General features: G+C 47.8%; 14 protein-coding genes. 4 read left to right on the top strand and 10 right to left on the bottom strand.

Annotated elements, in window-relative coordinates; all coding sequences use genetic code 11:
- Positions 1 to 269 precede the first annotated feature (269 nt).
- The gene (locus tag H5647_RS05485; protein WP_045856944.1) at positions 270 to 2,516 is read left to right on the top strand and encodes a heavy metal translocating P-type ATPase; all 2,247 of its coding nucleotides are present in this window, start codon (positions 270 to 272) and stop codon (positions 2,514 to 2,516) included.
- Between the two features lie 17 nt (positions 2,517 to 2,533).
- Here H5647_RS05485 and parE read toward each other — a convergent pair whose 3' ends face one another.
- The 5 genes from parE to H5647_RS05460 all read right to left on the bottom strand — a co-directional run bounded on the left by parE (position 2,534) and on the right by H5647_RS05460 (position 7,143).
- Positions 2,534 to 4,420, bottom strand: coding sequence for a DNA topoisomerase IV subunit B (gene parE / locus H5647_RS05480; protein WP_045856942.1), 1,887 nt, complete (start codon positions 4,418 to 4,420; stop codon positions 2,534 to 2,536).
- Positions 4,421 to 4,470: 50 nt separating this feature from the next.
- On the bottom strand, positions 4,471 to 5,049 hold the full coding sequence (locus H5647_RS05475; protein ID WP_045856941.1) for a YqiA/YcfP family alpha/beta fold hydrolase: 579 nt from the start codon (positions 5,047 to 5,049) through the stop codon (positions 4,471 to 4,473).
- Positions 5,050 to 5,128: 79 nt separating this feature from the next.
- Positions 5,129 to 5,914, bottom strand: coding sequence for a 3',5'-cyclic-AMP phosphodiesterase (gene cpdA / locus H5647_RS05470; RefSeq protein WP_045856939.1), 786 nt, complete (start codon positions 5,912 to 5,914; stop codon positions 5,129 to 5,131).
- Positions 5,915 to 6,051: 137 nt separating this feature from the next.
- Positions 6,052 to 6,483, bottom strand: coding sequence for a DUF1249 domain-containing protein (locus H5647_RS05465; RefSeq protein WP_045861106.1), 432 nt, complete (start codon positions 6,481 to 6,483; stop codon positions 6,052 to 6,054).
- A 42-nt stretch (positions 6,484 to 6,525) separates the two neighbouring features.
- Positions 6,526 to 7,143, bottom strand: a complete 618-nt coding sequence (locus tag H5647_RS05460) for an NUDIX domain-containing protein (protein ID WP_045861105.1) — start codon at positions 7,141 to 7,143, stop codon at positions 6,526 to 6,528.
- Positions 7,144 to 7,429: 286 nt separating this feature from the next.
- On the opposite strand from H5647_RS05460, the gene H5647_RS05455 reads away from it, so the two are divergent.
- The gene (locus H5647_RS05455; protein ID WP_045856938.1) at positions 7,430 to 8,800 is read left to right on the top strand and encodes a TolC family outer membrane protein; all 1,371 of its coding nucleotides are present in this window, start codon (positions 7,430 to 7,432) and stop codon (positions 8,798 to 8,800) included.
- A 74-nt stretch (positions 8,801 to 8,874) separates the two neighbouring features.
- Here H5647_RS05455 and H5647_RS05450 read toward each other — a convergent pair whose 3' ends face one another.
- Entirely contained in the window at positions 8,875 to 11,196 is a 2,322-nt protein-coding gene (locus H5647_RS05450) for a Tex family protein (RefSeq protein ID WP_045856936.1), read from the bottom strand.
- Between the two features lie 340 nt (positions 11,197 to 11,536).
- Here H5647_RS05450 and H5647_RS05445 point away from each other — a divergent pair, with 340 nt between their 5' ends.
- Positions 11,537 to 12,364, top strand: coding sequence for a fibronectin type III domain-containing protein (locus H5647_RS05445; protein ID WP_121495354.1), 828 nt, complete (start codon positions 11,537 to 11,539; stop codon positions 12,362 to 12,364).
- Between the two features lie 292 nt (positions 12,365 to 12,656).
- Positions 12,657 to 13,088 carry a fibronectin type III domain-containing protein gene (locus H5647_RS05440; protein WP_162926292.1) on the top strand — a complete coding sequence of 144 codons (432 nt, stop codon included), beginning with the start codon at positions 12,657 to 12,659 and terminating at the stop codon, positions 13,086 to 13,088.
- A gap of 110 nt (positions 13,089 to 13,198) precedes the next feature.
- On the opposite strand, the gene hpaR is transcribed toward H5647_RS05440, so the two are convergent.
- From hpaR to H5647_RS05420, 4 genes are all read right to left on the bottom strand, one after another.
- A complete protein-coding gene (gene hpaR, locus H5647_RS05435) occupies positions 13,199 to 13,636 on the bottom strand; it encodes a homoprotocatechuate degradation operon regulator HpaR (protein WP_045856932.1) in 438 nt (145 codons plus the stop codon).
- A gap of 232 nt (positions 13,637 to 13,868) precedes the next feature.
- Complete coding sequence (locus H5647_RS05430; protein WP_045856930.1) at positions 13,869 to 15,518, bottom strand: hypothetical protein; 1,650 nt, start codon at positions 15,516 to 15,518, stop codon at positions 13,869 to 13,871.
- A gap of 24 nt (positions 15,519 to 15,542) precedes the next feature.
- Positions 15,543 to 18,038, bottom strand: a complete 2,496-nt coding sequence (locus H5647_RS05425; protein WP_045856929.1) for a LamG domain-containing protein — start codon at positions 18,036 to 18,038, stop codon at positions 15,543 to 15,545.
- A gap of 3 nt (positions 18,039 to 18,041) precedes the next feature.
- Positions 18,042 to 19,262 carry a hypothetical protein gene (locus H5647_RS05420; protein ID WP_045861103.1) on the bottom strand — a complete coding sequence of 407 codons (1,221 nt, stop codon included), beginning with the start codon at positions 19,260 to 19,262 and terminating at the stop codon, positions 18,042 to 18,044.
- Positions 19,263 to 19,689 lie beyond the last annotated feature (427 nt).

The raw sequence follows: 19,689 nt of genomic DNA, 5'->3' as shown, positions 1-19,689 counted from the left end.
CACACAGCCAACCTTTTGGTGTATTAGACCCATAGGTGGTGAAATTGATTAGGTGCGAACACCTTTTCTAAGGCTTATTGCGTTCGAACGAAGAACCGTCAAACTTAACGTTTGTTGATACAGAAAACCATGTTGACTTGGGTTAGCGCAACACCACCAGCCAAGACAACGTCTACAGTATTCATCGGCCATACGTATCGTTAACATACCGCATTACCTATGGACTTTTACCGCCTCACCCTAAACGTGATAAATACACAAGGTAACCCATGACTCAACAGAAAACCGAACTCCAAATTGGCGGCGCCGGTTGTGCAAGTTGTATCAACAAAATAGAAACAGCACTTCTCGCGGTTAAAGGCGTCGAGCAAGCGCACATGAATTTCGCTGATCGCACCGTAGAAATCGTAGGCAATGTTGGTAGCCCCATACTCATAAAGGCCGTTCAAGCCATAGGCTACGACGCCAATGAATCGCTTAATAGGCTCGATGGACACCCTTTAAACACACAAGAAAAAGCCATGCTTACGCAAACCAAACGGCTTATGCGTAATATGCTGAGTGCGCTATTACTGGGCTTTCCACTGATGATTTTTAGCCTCGCAGGCGGTGACATGTCGGTATCCTCAAACGTGGAACGAGCGCTCTGGTTTGGCGTTGGTTTACTAACCCTCGCGGTTATGGTGTATTCAGGGAAAAAATTCTATATAGGCGCATGGCAGTCGCTCATGCATCGTTCCACCACTATGGATACCCTCATTGCGTTAGGTACCGGAACTGCATGGAGCTATTCGATGGCTGTTATTCTCGCACCGGATTTTTTCCCCGCACAATCACGTCACGTCTATTTCGAAGCCTGCGCAATGATTATTGGTTTAATTAATCTAGGGTTAGCGCTTGAAGTAAAAGCCCGGGGTCGAACCGGCGACGCAATCAAACGGTTAATCGGGCTGCAACCACAACAAGCTCGGCTTGTGACTCCAACCTCAGAAAAAGACGTGCCTATCTCACAGATTAAAGTTAATGACCTCATTCGAATTCGTCCCGGTGAAAAAGTACCGGTAGACGCCGACATAATCGACGGAAAAACGACACTCGATAACGCCATGCTCACGGGCGAATCCATGCCTGTAGAAAAAATCACCGGCGACGCCATTTTTGCCGGAAGCTTCAATAAAACGGGTTCTATTATCGCGAAAGTTACGCAGGTAGGTGATAACACTACGCTCGCTCATATTATTGCACTGGTTAAGCGTGCACAAAATGCGAAGCTGCCCATCGGACGTATGGCCGATGTTATCGCAACTTATTTTGTTCCCGCCGTTTTAATAATTGCGCTTGCCAGCGCGCTCGCATGGCTTTACCTAGGGCCCGCGCCTTCTTACACTTTTGCCATGGTCGCCGCAACAACCGTACTGATTATTGCGTGCCCCTGCGCACTGGGGTTAGCAACGCCTATGTCCGTAATGGTGGGGGTAGGTAAAGCCGCAGAATGGGGTGTGCTTGTTCGCAATGGCGATGCCCTACAAACCGCCTCCAAGATTACCACAATGGTATTAGATAAAACGGGAACCATTACGTTGGGCTCGCCACACGTCACCGACATAATTTCCCTCACCGACCATTCGAAAACCAACCTACTCGCACTTGCCGCCGCCATAGAAATACATTCTGAACACCCTCTTGGGCAAGCTATTTTAGATGAAGCCCACTCGCAACAAATCCACTTATCCACGGCCAGCGAATTTCAATACTATGCAGGCCTGGGTGTAGCGGCAAATATTGACGGCAAGACAATAATGTTGGGAAACCAATCGTTAATGCGTAACCAAAACATTACAACAATCACTGGCGACACGCATACGCACATTTACAACGCACTCGCGGCGGACGCAAAAACACCTATTTTAATTGCCATCGACGGACAACTAAGCGGCATTATTGCCATAGCAGATCCAATAAAAACAGAAGCCATAGCCGCAATAACGCGATTAAAAAAGCGCGGTATTACTATCGTCATGCTAACGGGTGATAACCCATTAACTGCCCAAGCAATCGCAACAAAAGTAGGCATCACTCAATTTGTCGCCGATACGCGCCCACAAGATAAAGCCGCCAGAATTAAAGCACTTCAGGCAACCGGCGAAATTGTAGGAATGGCCGGAGATGGTATTAATGATGCACCTGCATTGGCGCAGGCAGATGTGGGGTTTGCGATTGGCAGCGGTGCCGACATCGCGATAGAAAGCGCCGATATTACGCTAATGAACAATTCGCTCCATGGTTTGGCTGATGCCATTACCATTAGTACTGCCACGCTAAATAATATTAAACAAAACTTATTCGGCGCTTTTCTCTATAATACCTGCGGTATCCCCATCGCTGCAGGCGCTCTCTACCCCGCCTTTGGCCTTTTATTAAGCCCCGTTATCGCTGGGGCCGCAATGGCATTTTCATCCGTTACCGTGGTTTCCAACGCAAATCGATTGCGGTTTTTAATGCAGACAAAAGATTAAACACTTAGGGAGTAACCCTATTCAACCTGTGCCAAATCACCTTTTGATTCCAGCCAAATTTTTCTATCCCCTGACCGCTTTTTCGCCAGTAGCATGTCTAGAATTTGATGAGTATCGTCGTCACTTTCTATCGTGAGCTGTACTAAGCGTCGGGTATCGGCGGCCATGGTTGTTTCGCGCAATTGTAGGGGGTTCATTTCACCCAAACCTTTAAAGCGTTGAACATTAACTTTGCCTTTTTTCTTTTCGGCAGCAATGCGCTCGAGTACGCCCTGTTTTTCGCTTTCGTCCAACGCATAATAAACATCTTGGCCGATGTCGATACGAAACAACGGAGGCATGGCGACAAATATGTGGCCAGCTTTAACGAGCGCCGGAAAATGGCGAACAAATAGAGCACAGAGTAACGTGGCGATGTGCAAACCATCCGAATCCGCATCCGCGAGGATGCACACTTTGTGATAACGCAATTGTGTGAGGTTATCGGAACCGGGGTCTATGCCCAACGCGACAGAAATATCGTGTACTTCTTGAGAGGCTAAAACTTCCGAGCTATCCACTTCCCATGTGTTTAGAATTTTTCCACGCAACGGCATGATGGCTTGTGTTTCGCGGTCGCGTGCTTGCTTAGCAGAACCTCCAGCAGAATCGCCTTCCACTAAAAACAATTCTCCGGCCGATGGATCGGCGGAGGAACAGTCGGCCAGCTTTCCTGGCAATGCTGGCCCGGCGGTTACACGTTTACGCGCAACTTTTTTACTACTTCGCACGCGTTTTTGAGCATTACTAATACAAAACTCGGCGAGCTTATCGCCTTCGTCCGTATGTTGATTAAGCCATAGGCTAAAGGAATCTTTTGCTACACCCGAGACAAAAGCCGCAGCTTCACGCGAGGATAACCGCTCTTTTGTTTGTCCTGAAAATTGCGGGTCGCCAAGCTTAGACGACAGTACAAAACAGCAGTTTGTCCAAATATCGTCGGGAGCCAACTTTACGCCACGCGGTATTAAACTGCGTATTTCGCAGTATTCACGCATGGCGTCCATTAAACCCGTACGTAAACCATTAACGTGGGTGCCGCCCTGCGCGGTAGGAATTAAGTTTACATAACTCTCTTGTATTATTTCACCACCTTCGGGCAGCCATTGTACGGCCCAATCGGCGGCTTCTGTAGTGCCCGCAAACACACCAATAAACGGTTGCTCCGGCAGAGTTTCCCAACCTTGGGTTGCGGCCACTAGATAGTCTTTTAAACCGTCTTCGTAATACCAGGTGTCGGTTTCACCAGATTGTTCGTCAACAAATGTGACCTCTAATCCTGGACACAACACCGCTTTCGCACGAAGCACATGACGCATTCTCGAAACCGAAAATTTTGCAGAATCGAAATAGCTGGCGTCCGGAAGAAACCGAACGGTGGTACCGGTATTGCGCTTACCGCAAGTATCCACTTCTTTTAAATCGACGGATTTCTCTCCGTCCTGAAAACCGATACGGTACACTTTTCCATCACGCTTAATGGTGACTTCTAGTATTTTTGACAGCGCATTTACAACCGAGATGCCCACCCCGTGTAGGCCACCCGAAAACTGGTAATTTTTATTCGAAAATTTTCCGCCCGCGTGCAGAGTGGAAAGAATCACTTCTACGCCCGGTTTGTTTTGTTCTGGGTGAATATCGACGGGCATGCCACGGCCATCGTCCGTAACGCTTACGGATTGATCTTTATACAATACCACTTCAATTTTTGTCGCATGACCAGCAAGTGCTTCGTCAACACTGTTATCGATGACCTCTTGCGCCAAGTGATTGGGGCGAGTGGTATCAGTGTACATGCCAGGACGTTTTTTAACGGGGTCTAACCCCGTAAGGACTTCAATATCTTCTGCGGTATAATTTGCCATGGATGTTTTTACGTCTCTATTGCCATTATTTGGATTAAATTAAAGCGCTGCTAACGTTCTAAAAATTCTATTATCTCGGGCAACCATTTTTCATACTGTTGAAAGCCATGATCGCCACCGGCCTCTACTGTTTGTTTGCAACCACTATAATGCGTTACGGCCTGCCGATAATCTAAGGTTTCGTCGCCGGTTTGCACCATTAGCCAGTAGTCTTCGGGCCGACTAAGATGCTTTTGGTCACACGCCACCAAGTACTGGACATGTTTTGCCTGTAAACAGTACGTGTGCTCCGTGTAGTAACTTTTAAGGGGCTGCCCAACCAGTGGTGCAACAAGTTCCTGAGGCGCTACCGCCGGATTTATAAGTACTGCTTTAGCCGCTGTATATTCCTCAATCAACCACGTTGCCCAAAAACCACCTAGAGAACTGCCTATGAGCAGTACTTTTTCGTGCTGTCGCTGCAGCATGATCTCGGCCAGTGTTGCGGCCGCTTCGTTCGGGTAGGAGGATAAAGCTGGGCATAGAAACGCGAATTCTGGACGTTTTTTCGCCAACCATTCAGCCGTTATACGGGCTTTATGCGATTGGGGAGAACTTAAGAAACCGTGAATATAGAGTACCGTCGTCATAACAACCTCATTATGTGAGAGGCATTATAGCGGTAGGTGTCCTTTGAACAAGTATGAGTCGAAACAGAAATAACGCGCGTTAATAGCCAGAGGAGACGAAATCAATTTGATAGACTTTATTTTTAATTCGGCAGACATCCGTTTCGAGCTGGCCGTTGGCATGTAACTCGAATCGACGATAGCCTGGCATAGCCTTATCGACAGCAAAATCGTGGGAGCCAGGCAAAAACTGTACGCAAGTGGAAGGCGTTGCAAGCAGCTCAATGCCCTTACGCCGAGACTCGAATTGCTGGTGAACATGGCCCCAGCAAATAGCTTTAACGTTGGGGTGGCGGTCGATTACGTTGAAAAAAGCTTTATGGCTAAGCACCACATAACTGTCTAGCCAATGACTGCCCACTGGCACAGGCTGATGGTGCAAAAAGACAATTGCAGGCAAACGCGGGTATGCGGCCAGCTGTTTGTCTAATCGCTCAAGCTCGTTGGGGTGAAGATCACCGCCTTCTTCCATGGGAATACGGGAATCTAAGAAAATCATATTCCAACCACCACGAATACAATGGGCTTCTATGGGGAGATTCGCTACCTGATCCATATTCATGGGGTCGTCATGGTTACCGGCTAACCATGCGAGGGGAGTATTAGGGAAGTATCGTTCGATAATATGAATAAAGCGCTCATAGGACGCCACCCCGCCATCATTGGAGATATCTCCAGTGGCTAGGATCATGTCCGGCGCTTCATTCGATTGCAACAACTGGAGCACGTCGTAGAGGCTCTGATCGGTATCGAGACCGAGCAACTTCTCTCCAGGCTGGCTGCCCAAATGACAGTCCGTTATCTGTAAAAGGCGAAAAGGCCTCATAGTGTATTCTGCTCTGGTCAATGTCCGTTATTGCGTTGGTGCTATCCGTGAAATCACGTTTAATAACCTAAGGTAATCAAACACTTGTACACCCCCATAAGTGACAGTGTGGTCTTGTTTTGTCGGAAACAAAAATACTATTTTTTGCTAACGAGAACAGTTTCACAATTCGCTGGGTGAGCGTATCCCTGGCTGTGACAAATTTCTAACCAGTCACCTAAAAAGCGTGTGAGCGCAAGCTTTTCGTCAGGCATGTACATTTGGGGGTTGGGGTAATCGTAACGAGGCAGCCAATGCCTATGTCTATCCCACGAAACTATTTCAGCCATATTGGCATCATGATACAACCGCACCAGTAATTTAGGCGGTTCTAAGCCTTGTTGCTGTTGAACAACCTCCACCGTGGTCGTATATCGTGCGGTTTCCACGATACTCAACTGTACACGAAACGCGCCGGCACTACCGACCACAAACCCCCACTGATGCTCGCCGTCATCCCAGCGCGGCATTAAGGTTAGCAGACGGTAGAAGTTGAGTTCACACTGAGCATGGTGCGCTTTCAAATCCATGGGTAACGTTTTTTGGCGAGTAATAGCGTCCACCGTCGAGGGTTATTCAGCCTCTGCTTGTAAGGCTTTTTGGTTAAATTGAATCCATTGTAAGCCTATCAGGGTAGCCGCATTATTGGTACGCCCTGCAAACATTGTCGAAAAGACATCTTCGGCATTATAGACAGCAAAACGAATATCTTCGTTTTCTTCAGCCAAACCATAAAGCCCACCTTTGCCCTCCAGATCGCAAAGCGCGCAGTAAAGATGGATTTTCTCGCTACAACCACCCGGTGAAGAGTAGTAACTCGAGATATGACGCACATCGGTATGCGTAATGCCCGCCTCTTCTTCTAACTCACGACGAATCAAGCCTTCAGGGGTTTCACCCTCTTCCATCATGCCGGCGACTGTTTCCAAACACCATGGCCCATACTCGGATTCGAGGGCCCCAACACGAAACTGCTCAATCAAACCGATTAAATGTCGCTTCGGATCATATAGAATAGCAGCGGCCGCTTCACCACGATGAAAGAGTTCGCGGTTAATGGTAGGAATCCATTCACCGGCAAACGTTTTGTGACGAAGCTGAAGCTTATACATTTTGAAAAAACCGTCATAAACGGTTTCATCTTTTTCTATTGTAAAATCGTCCTTGCCCAATTCCGCTGGGGCGCACATGTTTACCGGTTGTGTCGACATAATCGTCCAAATTCCGTTAATTTAATTGATATGAAAAAGTGTATGGGGTGATTAAGGCTGAGTAAAGCTTCCATAGGGCCGTTAACACGCATAATAGCTGTTGACATAAACTTACCCGCCCCCATGATGTAATTCATATTCAAGGCCGCTGCCATTTTGACATTACAAGCCGCTCATATCCGTATTGGCTTGTCTTTAGATTAGAGATTACTACAATACACACCTTTAACAGGCACCATTACCTTTTGACCCTCGGGAATCGTCAATGAAAATACATTGCAAGAAACTCATAGCCTTGATTGCTGTGGCAGGGCTTGTTCCGTTCGCACAATCGTCAACTCTGGAAGAGATCTACCAGCAAGCACTGCTAAATGACCATACCTACAAAGCAGCGCAAGCCAATTTAGACGCAGGCAGGGAATCAGTTAACTTAGGTCGCGCAGACTTACTCCCTAAAGTTAATGCTCAAGCAAGCTGGGAAAACTCGACTAACGAGCAAACACAAACAAACGGCATGCCCCCCATCGCCAGCGAATCCGAATCCGATTCCACGCAAAGCGGTTACACTATTTCTCTGTCGCAATCCTTATTCAATATGGCCGTGTGGTACAACTTTAAACAATCCAAAGCCGCCGGTAATATTGCCGAAGCTCAGTTTGGTATCGCAGAACAAAGCCTTATTGTACGATCAGCGGAAGCCTACTTTGAAGCGCTGCAAGCAGTCGATAATTTAGAGACTTCTAAAGCCGAAGAAAACGCACTATCCCACCAGTTGGAACAAACACGCCAACGTTTTGAAGTAGGGCTAACCGCTATTACCGAAGTGCATGAAGCACAGGCTGTTTTTGATTCGGCCATGGCTGAACGCCTCATTGCAGAAGGTCGGCTAGGAATTGCCTTTGAAGCATTAGAAGTGATTACGGGCCGCCCTCATTACCAGCTAGCGCCTCTAAAGAAAGAGCTACCCGTAACCCCTCCCACGCCAGCAGATAGACAAGCGTGGGTTGATATGGCGCTAGACAGCAATTTTAGTTTGCAAATAGCCTCGCTAAACGCCGATGTTGCTAAGCAAAAGGCTAAGATTCAAAAAGCAGGGCACTACCCTACAGTGACAGGCAATATCAGCCTCTCGGATTACAATACGACGGGAGATCGCAACACCGTTGATTTTGAAGACGACAACCAAGGCAACAGTATTGGCATTACGGTTTCCGTTCCTTTGTTTAATGGTGGAGCGGTGTCTGCATCACGCCGTAAAGCGGCCAATGAATTTATTGCCGCCCGCGAACAATTAAATCAAAAACAACGGGATATCGTTCAGTCCACTCGGTCATTCCACCTCACGGTTACCACCAGTGTTACGACCGTTAAGGCCCGTTCACAAGCAATTACATCAAACCAAAGTGCGCTGGAAGCTACGCAAGCAGGCTATGATGTTGGCACCCGCGACTTAGTGGATGTGTTAAACGCTCAACGTAACCTTTACCGCGCACAACGTAATTATTACGATTCACTGTACGCGTATGTTCTTAGCACCTTACAACTCAAGCAAGTTGCTGGCACACTTTCAGCAAATGATTTAACCGAGCTCAATAACTGGTTAGATGCCAACCGCACAGTATCTCGTAGTATTTAAGCGTACTGCACACACCCAAAAGGCCGACAATTGTCGGCCTTTTTTCGTGAACGCGTCACAACATGGTTAACGTGTTACTTCCCCTTCTTAGCAGCCGCCTCAAATAACGCGGCCATGGTGCCGGCTTTAGGTTGTGTTTGAGCCGAGTGCTGTTTGCGCTGAGTTTGCGCGCCGCTACTACGACGATTACCGCCACTTGGCTGAGATGTTTTTTCTCCCGGCGTATCGTCCATACGCATCGACATACCAATACGCTTACGCGGCACATCAACTTCCATGACCTTAACTTTAACAATATCCCCAGCTTTAACCACTTCGCGCGGATCTTTTACAAATGTGTTTGAAAGTGCCGAAATATGCACTAAACCATCTTGATGCACACCAATATCCACAAAAGCACCAAAATTAGTCACATTTGTTACTGTTCCCTCAAGAATCATACCCGGCTCGATATCCGATATTTTTTCAACACCCTCCTGAAAAACGGCCGTCTTGAATTCAGGCCGCGGATCACGGCCCGGCTTATCCAGCTCTTCTAGAATATCCGTTACGGTAGGAACACCAAATTTTTCATCCGTATATTCATTTGCCTTTAGCCCACGTAAAAACCCAGTGTCTCCAATAAGACCCTTAATTTCACGCGTATTTTTTAACGCTATTCGCTCCACCACTTCATAGGCTTCCGGGTGAACACCCGAAGCATCCAAAGGGTTGTCGCCATTGGCAATACGTAAAAAACCCGCAGCCTGCTCAAATGCTTTTTCGCCCAAGCGTGACACTTTTAAAAACTGTTTACGTGTTTTAAAAGGCCCATTTTGATTGCGAAAATCAACCAAGTTATTCGCAACCGTTGTATTTAACCCCGAGACACGCGCTAACAAAGGTGCAGATGCCGTATTCACTTCAACACCCACGCCGTTCACACAATCTTCCACTACGGCATCCAACGATTTTGCTAAGCGGCTTTGCGATACATCATGCTGATACTGCCCCACCCCTATCGATTTCGGATCAATTTTCACAAGCTCCGCTAACGGGTCCTGCAATCGACGGGCAATCGACACTGCGCCTCTAATGGTAACATCGAGATCAGGAAATTCTTTTGCCGCAAATTCCGAGGCCGAATAAATAGAGGCTCCTGATTCGTTCACGATAACTTTTTGTGCGGTAATGTCTTGATGGGACTTTAATACGTCTCCCACAAATTTATCGGTTTCTCGACTGGCTGTGCCATTGCCTATAGCGATTAAGCCAACATTGTGTTTTTTACACAACGCCACAATAACGGCCTCGGCTTCTTGAATACGTTTTTGCGGAGGCGTTGGGAATATAGCGCCGTGATCAACAACCTGACCCGTCGCGTCCACAACGGCCACTTTTACGCCGGTACGCAATCCTGGGTCCAACCCGATGGTCGCTTTTTGGCCTGCGGGTGCCGCCAGTAATAAATCTTTAAGATTACTTGCAAATACATCGATAGCATCGGCCTCTGCACGTTCGCGCAAATCGCCCAGTAAATCGGTCTCTAGATGAGTGTGCAGCTTCACTCGCCATGTCCAGCGAACAACTTCAGACAACCACTTATCCGCCGCTCGGCCTTGGTCTTCTAAGCTGCAGTGCTGTGCAATCATAATTTCACAAGGGTGAATACTGCCGACAGGCTTATCTTCTGGCTCGATAAGGTTGAGCGCTATCGAAAGAATGCCCTCATTACGGCCCCGAAACATCGCCAAGGCTCTATGAGAAGGCGTTTTAGAGACCGGCTCACTGTGCTCAAAGTAATCGCGAAACTTAGCACCTTCTTGTTCTTTGCCTGCAACCAAGGTTGCCTGTAAGTAACCTTCTGAACGCAGGAAATTTCGCAGTTTTTCAAGTAAAGCAGCATTTTCACTAAACCGCTCCATCAAAATCTGTTTCGCGCCGTCGAGCGCGGCCTTCGTATCTTCAATTTTATGCTCGGCATTAAAGAACGCTGCAGCTTCAATTTCGGGCGTTTTTGTGGGGTCCCCCAGTAATAAATCCGCTAAGGGCTCTAAGCCAGCCTCGCGCGCAATTTGTGCTTTCGTCCGGCGCTTGGGTTTATACGGCAGATATAAGTCTTCCAGTAACGTTTTAGTATCAGCAGCCTTAATTTGTGCCTCGAGTTCTGGGGTAAGCTTTTCTTGCTCAGCAATAGAGCTGAGAATGGTAGCGCGCCTGTCCTCTAACTCTCGCAAGTAAGTAAGTCGTTGTTCGAGGTCTCTTAATTGAGAGTCATCGAGACCACCGGTAACTTCTTTTCGATAGCGTGAAATAAAGGGGACGGTAGACCCTTCATCTAGCAAGGCAACCGCAGCGGCCACCTGACGATCTTGAACATTAAGTTCTTGGGCAATTCGGGCGTTAATACTACTCATTATTCTGGCTGTCATCTCACGTTGGGGAAAGGCGGCCGATTATGAGCAAAATTGAGCTGGAATACCACAGATTGCCTCTATAACCACTCCGCTCAACACTATCTTTCCATTCAGCCCGCCCGCCCTCAGCCTTTAAGATGAATTAAGCGCCATAAAGTTAGGCTTTTGTCATAAAAAAAGCGTACCGATATCACACTTTGTAAGTATGGCGTACAGATCATTAACTGATCAACTTTTGTGTTAACCAGTCCACAACCGATCCTTAAGTACGGCTCTATAATGCTGAAAAACAATACAAAAGCATTAATTAGTTAAACGATTTATTTTTTGAGGTAACAGAATGAACTTGACTCGACTGACGGTTAGCACAATTATTTTTTCTACACTTGTTGCTTGTGGTGGAGGCGCCGGCGGTAGTTCAACTGATAGCTCTGGTTTACTACCACCTACAATCCAGCCTGTAACGCCAACGGCGCAGCCTACTGCAGAACCTACTGCAGAACCTACGCCAGAACCCACACCACAACCTACTGTTGAGCCTACGCAAGCACCTATACAAGCACCTAATACCGGTGAGCCAACGCCTGCGCCAACCGCCATACCAACACCAGCACCAACCACAGTTCCAACCGCAGCACCCACGCCTGAGCCTACTCCTGAGCCTACGCCTGAGCCTACGCCTGAGCCCACGCCTGAGCCCACGCCTGAGCCCACGCCTGAGCCCACGCCTGAGCCCACGCCTGAGCCCACGCCTGAGCCTACTCCTGAGCCTACTCCTGAGCCTACTCCTGAGCCTACTCCTGAGCCTACTCCTGAGCCTACTCCTGAGCCTACTCCTGAGCCTACTCCTGAGCCTACTCCTGAGCCTACGCCTGAGCCTACTCCAGTACCCTCAGACAAAGTCTCCGCAGTGGTTGGCTGGGATATTCCAAGTGCACGTGAAAATGCGGATGATTTATTACTGAGCGATATTGGCGGGTACGAAATTATGTACCGCAACACCAACGATATTGCCTACACAACAATCGTCATTACGGATCAAACCGCAGACGAATATATTCTCGAAAATTTGGACCCTGGTGAATACGAAGTGCTCATCGCAGCATTCGACGAAGAAGGTTTATATTCAGACTTCACCGAGCCTTCAATCACAAGCATCGGCCTATAATGTAAACCGATTAATAGCCAAGTACATTTTCTAGTCAAAGTTCCCGTCGGGCAAGGATGCCCACCTCCCCTCTAAAAATAAACCCTGTAAACAATTTTTAAGTGTCGCTAAACTAGCGTTAATCCATAACAAATTCACCAACCGCACATTTTTTAACAACATTAAGTCTGTCACAACAGCCAAAGTGTTAAGTTCTGCACATACCCAATCTTAGTTGTTGTCTAGAATCACCATCCAACTCTGCTATTGATCTTCAGATCTCGAATACGTGGTAACCAACGTGGTAAATACCTTGAAAAAAATTGTCGCTAGCGTTTCGCTTGCTCTTGTTTTGTCGGCTTGCGGAGGCGGCGGAAGTACAACCTCTGGCGGCTCTGGGTTATTACCCGGAGATGACGGCCCCAACAGCGTACAACCTACGCCCACACCTGAACCTACGGGTTTTTCAGCATTGATCGAATGGGATAGGCCCACTAGGCGAGAAGGTGAAGACGAAGGTTCTTTGCTGCTTGATGAAATTGGTGGCTACGAGATAGTCTATCGCGATATCACCGAAAATATTGAACATATCGAGATCGTGGATAATCAATCCATAATCGACCGTTCAGAATTCGAGCTCACAGCACTAAAGCCTGGACGGTATGAATTTCGTATAGCCGTATTCGATAAGTTTGGCATGTACAGCGATTATTCAGAAACGGCTTACGCCGACATAGGGATGTGAAGCGCACCCGAAAAATCGGATACATTAAATAACCTGTTAATATTTATAGAAAAAGTAAGAAGTTAAGCTCCTTGTAGAATCAAGGAGCTTAGAAGAGCAGAACGCGCTTACTAACCATCGTCGTTTGGTTTTCCGCGTGAAGAAAATGTTTCAAGCAAGACTATCAGCTTACTAACAGTGTCTTTTCCCACGGCTTGTGTGAGCACTTTGTATTGTTTTTCTATCTTTGGCGCCACACGATCATGAAGTCGGCTTCCTTTAGCACTCAATTTTATGTTCAGTGCACGTTGATCTTTACTATCAACCTTCTTGAGTATAACTTTTTCATTTTCCAGTCGGTTCAAAATACGCGACAAGCTTGGGCTTAAAATACAGCTTTCTCCAGCCAGATCTTGTGCGTTCATTTCTCCATCGCGTTTTAGCGTACGAATAACACGCCATTGCTGCTCAGTTAATCCCACTTCGGCCAAAATCGGCCTTACATACGAGACAGAGTTTTCACGTGCTTTTAAAAGAAGAAGTGAAAGGTTTTCATTGGATACGGTCATGGATTTTACCTGCGCCCTAACATTGGAACTTCTTTAAAGCATAGACAACGAATGCAGATGTAAACCCCAAAGTGACGGTTTTCTAAAAACAATAATCCATAAAAAGCACAAATATAGTGAAACATTGCCATAAGGGGCACCTATTTCACCGGGCGTAGCAGTAAGCAGAAAAAAAACAACCCAGCATTGCTGGGTTGTTTTTTAGCGGGTTAAATACCGAATGGTTAACGCTTCATATGATTCTGCCGTCAACAATCGGACTGAAAGCCGTTATTCGATCCATCATGCCTGCACTGCCAAGTCCGTGCGATAGCCCTCTAGCACTGAACGCGTCTTCAAAGTGAGCTTGTTCCCCGTGTAGCGCCATATAGTTCAGCATAACCGTTTGCACTAACAGGTTAACATTGTTGGCGGCGGGGTTTGGCCGGTCGCCGCTTGAGCTGGTTTCCACATCGCCGCTCGCTCGCATATAGCCTATTTGTTGGTGAATGGCTTGTTCGTCTGGCGTTGCACCTAATAGAACGGGGCGGCTTCCTGGGTTGTAAACCAAAAAAAAGGCCGATGCGGTTTGCTGATTATCGCCCGTCCAAACGCCCTTGCCGCGCCCTTCTATAGAGTCATCCGTCATGCCATTACTAAATACAGATCCGTCGCTGAACACGTACATCATTAACGGTACGCCCTTGCGAGCCGCATACTCTAGACAAGCGCCCATACAACGGCCTGCCCGCAAATCACGCTGCTCACCGGTAGACCGATCGCCCGTATGGTAGTCAAACCCACCCATTGTGATAGTTCCCGCACCGGCATAACCGTTCACCACGAGCTTCATCACCGATGCCGTTTTCTGAAATTCACGATCACCATTGAATTCATCAACACTGAAAATGCCGCTAGCGCCAACAATATCAGGATCGGTAGCAGGGTCTAAGAAACTGGGGTCTGGAAAGTTTTCTGCTAGGTACGCACTTTTAACGTAGGCACAACTCACAAGGTCTTTAACCGCCATATCCGTTGTCATACCCGTTGACATGCTCGCTAGCTTCTCATCACTGATACGCGATACCGATTCCATTACGGCGACAACTTCCTCGGATGAAAGGGCGCCAAAGTCACCCACATCCACTAAACCCGTCACGTCCGATGGCCGATCTATTTTGGTGGGGCGTACTTCGTTGTTTAACAGGGCTGCTGGAGCCATTGAATTGCCGCCCGAATCGCTTGAACGTGAGCCGACGAGCGCTACCAACTCTCCATTTGCACCACGCGGGACGCCATCCTCCACTGGGCCGGCCATGTTAATGGCATACATTGGGTTATGCGGGTTGTTCGACGTATCATTTTCAGATCGTGCAGCAATAACGGCTCCATTAATAGCTTGCTGGGTACCTTCAGATGTCCGCTCGAGTATGCCGCGCAGGTAACCGCTGTCGATATGAAAACCTAAGCCCAACTGGCTATTAGTATGATCACCATTACCGCCTTCAGCCGGTGTTGCTTCGGCTAGGCCTGGCACCATATCGCCGGGCAACCCCTGCTTGCTGTAACCACCGCTACTCAGGAAATCCATCTGCCCACCTTGGCCACCCACCAGCACATTAGAGCCTGCAATATTGGCGCCTCCTGCCAGGTCAAAACAGATAAATGGGATTTTGCCCGCACCTGGGGTAATACCGCAGGGAATACGCCGTGCATCAATATCCGCTGACAGCGCCATTGCTTCGCGCGGACTGGCGAACATACTAAAAATAGAAGTGCCTAGTACGGTACCTAACCCCGCCTGAAAACCTTGCGCAATAAAATCGCGGCGAGTTTTTGGGCGGTGATGATGCTCATGTTTTAAGGGCTCGTCGGGATGAAGAAAGTTCTTTCGTTTAGCCATGAAAATTCACCAATTGCATGCGTATTATTGCAATAGCATTACTGCGCTGCCGGCCGTGGCAGCACAGAGTGCGATAACAGTTGTTTGAGTATCTGCAGCCGACATATCGGCTATCAGGCTATAAAGGTGGGTTTTAATATCATCGGGCGCGGCTTGCGTATCCAGCTCAGTGGGTATGCCGTCTAACTCGATTGAATTGGCCGTAAGCCCCGTTAACAACGGATCAATAATGAGATCGGCGTTCACCATAGTAACGGCGTCACCAAAATTAAATCCGTCAAATACCCGTGCTCGGCGCGCAGTGTCATTGACCAACGCCGTACAATACGCCACAGATAACTGCATAATGCCCGCTTGATGCGCCGCTAAGAAAGTATCAATATTCTCCACGGTTGGTAGCTGCTGTCGAACCGTTTCATAAACCGTGCGAACACTTGCCGGTACTTGCTCACTGGGTGTCTGCGTAAGGTGCGCAATGGTTGCGTCAATTTCAGCAAAATGACGCAAGCCAATATCAGACTGCTCGTCCAAGTCCGCTGGCGAAGGCGGGGCTGGTGGCATCGATTCACTGCGAACATAGGCCGCGTCCCCGATACGATCAAAACTAAGGAAGAATTGATCGAGGTCCGCGCCTTTATCCAGCTCTACAAGAGCCCCTAGCGTGGAGAGTGTAACGCCACTTTCCCCACTGTAATTGGTCGCATCAATCGTTACATTAATGTTCGCATAACTCTGGCCAATGGTGGCTTCACGACCATTAATGCCGATGTGCATGCCTTCAAGTGCAATGGCTTCTGTTGGGGCGCCGTCGGCTAAACTAATAAAGAAAGGCGACGAGAAGAGATAACTGTAGTTATCAAACTGCTCAACCTGAAAGACAACATAGGCTTCTGGAAAATCGATATGCTCTGAGACGCCGAACAGTAAGAAAAATTTCTCGCCTACTCCCGCGTCAAAATTCATCTGCACGTCGTCTGCGGTCAATGAGCGGTTATGGATCGCCAAAAAACGTACAACGCCCTGCCACGGATATTCGCCATCCAGTTCATTCCCCAACGCTAGCGCAAACGTATTATCCCAATCGTTTACGTTGGCTCCAATCATGCTTTCGTCGGTAGCCACCAATTCGCCGTTTACGTAAATTGCCATACCCGTTATGGGGTTAAAACTAGTGACCACATGTTGCAGTGTTGCTTGTAACACTTCGTCGGCATCCGTGGTTGAAAGCATGGGCATACCATTACCATCAGCGAGTGAACTTCGATTAAGAAAGTTGTAGTTATAAAGCGTTTGGCCTACGGTGAAATTTCTAATCTCTGAACCACCCGAATAAGTGACAATACGAGCCGGACCATCCTGCGCAACATTATCGGGAACCACCCACGTTTCGATGGAGTATTCACCGGTTGCCCGAATTAAATCGTATAGCTTTTCACTAGAGCTTGTAGCCCCTTGCGCGCGACCATCGTTAATCCGAATTCCCCAGCCGCCGACTCGACGCACGTCACCAGTTAAATTCAAATCCAACGCAGGCTCTATACCACTGGTATCAAATGCGGTTTCAACAGATTCATTTTTAAATTCATATAACGCGATAACATTATTTTCAACTCGCCCACCACTTGCTGCCACAATGCCGTCGGGTAATCCAAGCGCATGGCTTACTACCAGAGCCGCGTCCACCTCAGTTATGGGAATAGCGTTGGCAAAGTCAGCAATTGCACCCGCCATTTCTGCGCCGTTATCGGTACAACTACCACCACCTAGCCAGCAGTTATGAAACTCATTGGCTAAACGCGTCACCAAGCGGGAGTTCGTTGGCTCATCCAAATTTATTTTACTGCGAGCAGCATCATAAGCAACATCGATATCGCTGCTGCCAATATAAGGCTGCTGCTGCAATGCTGAATCTTCTGAATGACAACTGGCGCAATGACTGGCTAATAACGGATAGACCGTTGTGCCAAATGAATTGCTGTCTGCCGGAAAGCTTTTACTATCGGTGACTTCATATTCTGGCGGCGCGGTTAATACAATTACATTACTACTTGTGCCTGCTGCACCAGCCCATGCTTCTATATAGTTGGTAATAATTTCTGCACAAACGGCAGGCTCGGTACCCCAACAGTTGTGGCCACCCGCTACCTTCGCAACAATGCGTGAATTCGAGGGGATTTCTAAATCGACTAATGGATTAGCCGAACCGTACGCTAAATTAATATCGTCAGACCGTACAAATTCAGGCGAGGTTCCTCCTTGTACATGACAAGTACCACAGCGGTTTTCACCGGCGAGGTTATCCCACAAATTTAGTTTAAAACTTTGGACATCGTCAGTACTTGCCGAAGGGCCGTTATAGACCACCCCAGTTTCACCATCGCTACGACTAAAATCGTCGTTTTGCTGAACGGTTTCACCACTACCACCACTGCAAGCGGCTAGCACACTAATAACCGCAAGTAATGAGAGTAACCGCAGGTGATGCAGCTGAAAGAATGCGGGTAAATTCAATGTAATCATCGGTTATACCCCTTTACAGTGATTGGCTGTTTCAGCAAACACTTGTTTAATGTTATGCCCGTTTTGGGTGAAATGGGTCTTTATCGTCTCGACCGCACCTCTATCACTTTCATCACCGGGGTCTCGTAAACAAACCGTTTTAAATACCTTTGTTACCTGACAAGAAGCAAAGGCTTCTGAGTGAGCCAACTCTTGCAGCATCGTTCGTGCGCCATTGCCACCGCCCGATAACGACTCGTCCCAGCCCAGATTTTGATTGACGCCCGCGCGCCAATAGTTATCCCATTTGTCATCCGGTGTTACAAACCCATAAGGGAAAGTTGCACTGTTAAAGTGGTATTTGGCTTGTACTCGGGTACCGGTTTCGGCCTCAATTGCTGTCTCGTCATTGTAAGCAATTGCGCCGTTTTCGCCGGTCAAGTCGGTGTCTGCGTCGTACTCAAAATCGTAATAGGCAAATGCTTGTGCCATTGGGTCCATACCGTTATGGCAACCAATACAATTATTTAAAAATACCCGAGCGTCACCACCAGGGCTGCGCGAAACATCTTGACGAATACGATCAGGCACACGGGTGATATCGTGTACTTGTTCCAAATCCATACAAAGATGATTCATTAAGGTAAAACGAAAATTTGCGCGATTAGTGCCGGCGATAAAAAACGATTTGGCAGCGGCCCGAGAAGTGACAACACCGGCAGTAGCATCGCTGGGCAATCCCGTAAGCGAAGATTGACTACGCTGAACTAAATTACTCTGCAAACTATAACCGCCCGCTTCTAATTGCTCATAATGGCTATTGTTACCATTGGCATAAGGCGTTAACCCAAGTGTTGGGTCGGCAACATATAACACGTCGGCATAGAGTAGCGCGCGAAAATCCATTGTTTCACCGTCGCGTACAAAGCCAACCACCGTCGCAATGTAGTCATTTAGTGGCACGAATACGCTCTGCTCTCTATTCGTCCACGGTGCGGCCCAATTTTTCACGGTCACGTTGTAGAAACTATCGTTGTCCATTGCACGGTTCGCGGCTGCCACACCGTCACCACCGTCTAAATCAGCTTTCATTTGCAGTAGTACGTCGTCGGTTGGCGGCACGCCGGCTAAACGATCATGAATTCGTTTGGCCTGCTCTAAGGTTCCACCGTAGCTCAATGTCGATAAACTCAACATTGCCACCGCGCCACCAACGAGTGCACCGCTGCGAAGGCTAAGAGCCATTGCGCGCCGCATCGCCTTTTTTTGTAAACACTTAATCATCGTGCTGCCTATATCGCTGTTAACCCGTAAAATTTGGGTTGATTGATGTTTGGAGCTGTTAGGCCGAAAACCTCGGCCAACATTATGTCGCTTAATTCATTTTTTGTTCGCGCCCACACAATTTTTGTAGGCTTACGTCAATTTTTGTCACCTCACGGACAGTGCCTTTCCTTTTTACCGACCCACTTGCGGGGCTATTCGGTTACACCGCCAAAGTAATAGCCACATTAAGCTCGCTCGACGCAGGAACCATTCCGCTTACCGCTTTCAAAACGTCATTTCATTCATTAAAAATCAAAAATGAGAACCACGTCATTTCCATAAGAATAATTCACACGAAAAACACCTTTATCCTCGAATATAACGCAAAAATATTTTTGCCTTTCAC

This window comes from Teredinibacter purpureus (assembly GCF_014217335.1).
GTDB classification, from domain to species: Bacteria; Pseudomonadota; Gammaproteobacteria; order Pseudomonadales; family Cellvibrionaceae; genus Teredinibacter; species Teredinibacter purpureus.
Note: the sequence above shows the minus strand (reverse complement) of the source record. Positions and strands in the feature narration are given on the sequence as shown.

What these genes read in the sequence shown, in the direction of transcription:
- H5647_RS05485 (WP_045856944.1), top strand. Translation starts at nt 270, where the DNA reads ATGACTCAACAGAAAACCGAACTCCAAATTGGCGGCGCCGGTTGTGCA.
- parE (WP_045856942.1), bottom strand. Translation starts at nt 4,420, where the DNA reads ATGGCAAATTATACCGCAGAAGATATTGAAGTCCTTACGGGGTTAGAC.
- H5647_RS05475 (WP_045856941.1), bottom strand. Translation starts at nt 5,049, where the DNA reads ATGACGACGGTACTCTATATTCACGGTTTCTTAAGTTCTCCCCAATCG.
- cpdA (WP_045856939.1), bottom strand. Translation starts at nt 5,914, where the DNA reads ATGAGGCCTTTTCGCCTTTTACAGATAACGGACTGTCATTTGGGCAGC.
- H5647_RS05465 (WP_045861106.1), bottom strand. Translation starts at nt 6,483, where the DNA reads ATGGATTTGAAAGCGCACCATGCTCAGTGTGAACTCAACTTCTACCGT.
- H5647_RS05460 (WP_045861105.1), bottom strand. Translation starts at nt 7,143, where the DNA reads ATGTGCGCCCCAGCGGAATTGGGCAAGGACGATTTTACAATAGAAAAA.
- H5647_RS05455 (WP_045856938.1), top strand. Translation starts at nt 7,430, where the DNA reads ATGAAAATACATTGCAAGAAACTCATAGCCTTGATTGCTGTGGCAGGG.
- H5647_RS05450 (WP_045856936.1), bottom strand. Translation starts at nt 11,196, where the DNA reads ATGAGTAGTATTAACGCCCGAATTGCCCAAGAACTTAATGTTCAAGAT.
- H5647_RS05445 (WP_121495354.1), top strand. Translation starts at nt 11,537, where the DNA reads ATGAACTTGACTCGACTGACGGTTAGCACAATTATTTTTTCTACACTT.
- hpaR (WP_045856932.1), bottom strand. Translation starts at nt 13,636, where the DNA reads ATGACCGTATCCAATGAAAACCTTTCACTTCTTCTTTTAAAAGCACGT.
- H5647_RS05430 (WP_045856930.1), bottom strand. Translation starts at nt 15,518, where the DNA reads ATGGCTAAACGAAAGAACTTTCTTCATCCCGACGAGCCCTTAAAACAT.
- H5647_RS05425 (WP_045856929.1), bottom strand. Translation starts at nt 18,038, where the DNA reads ATGATTACATTGAATTTACCCGCATTCTTTCAGCTGCATCACCTGCGG.
- H5647_RS05420 (WP_045861103.1), bottom strand. Translation starts at nt 19,262, where the DNA reads ATGGCTCTTAGCCTTCGCAGCGGTGCACTCGTTGGTGGCGCGGTGGCA.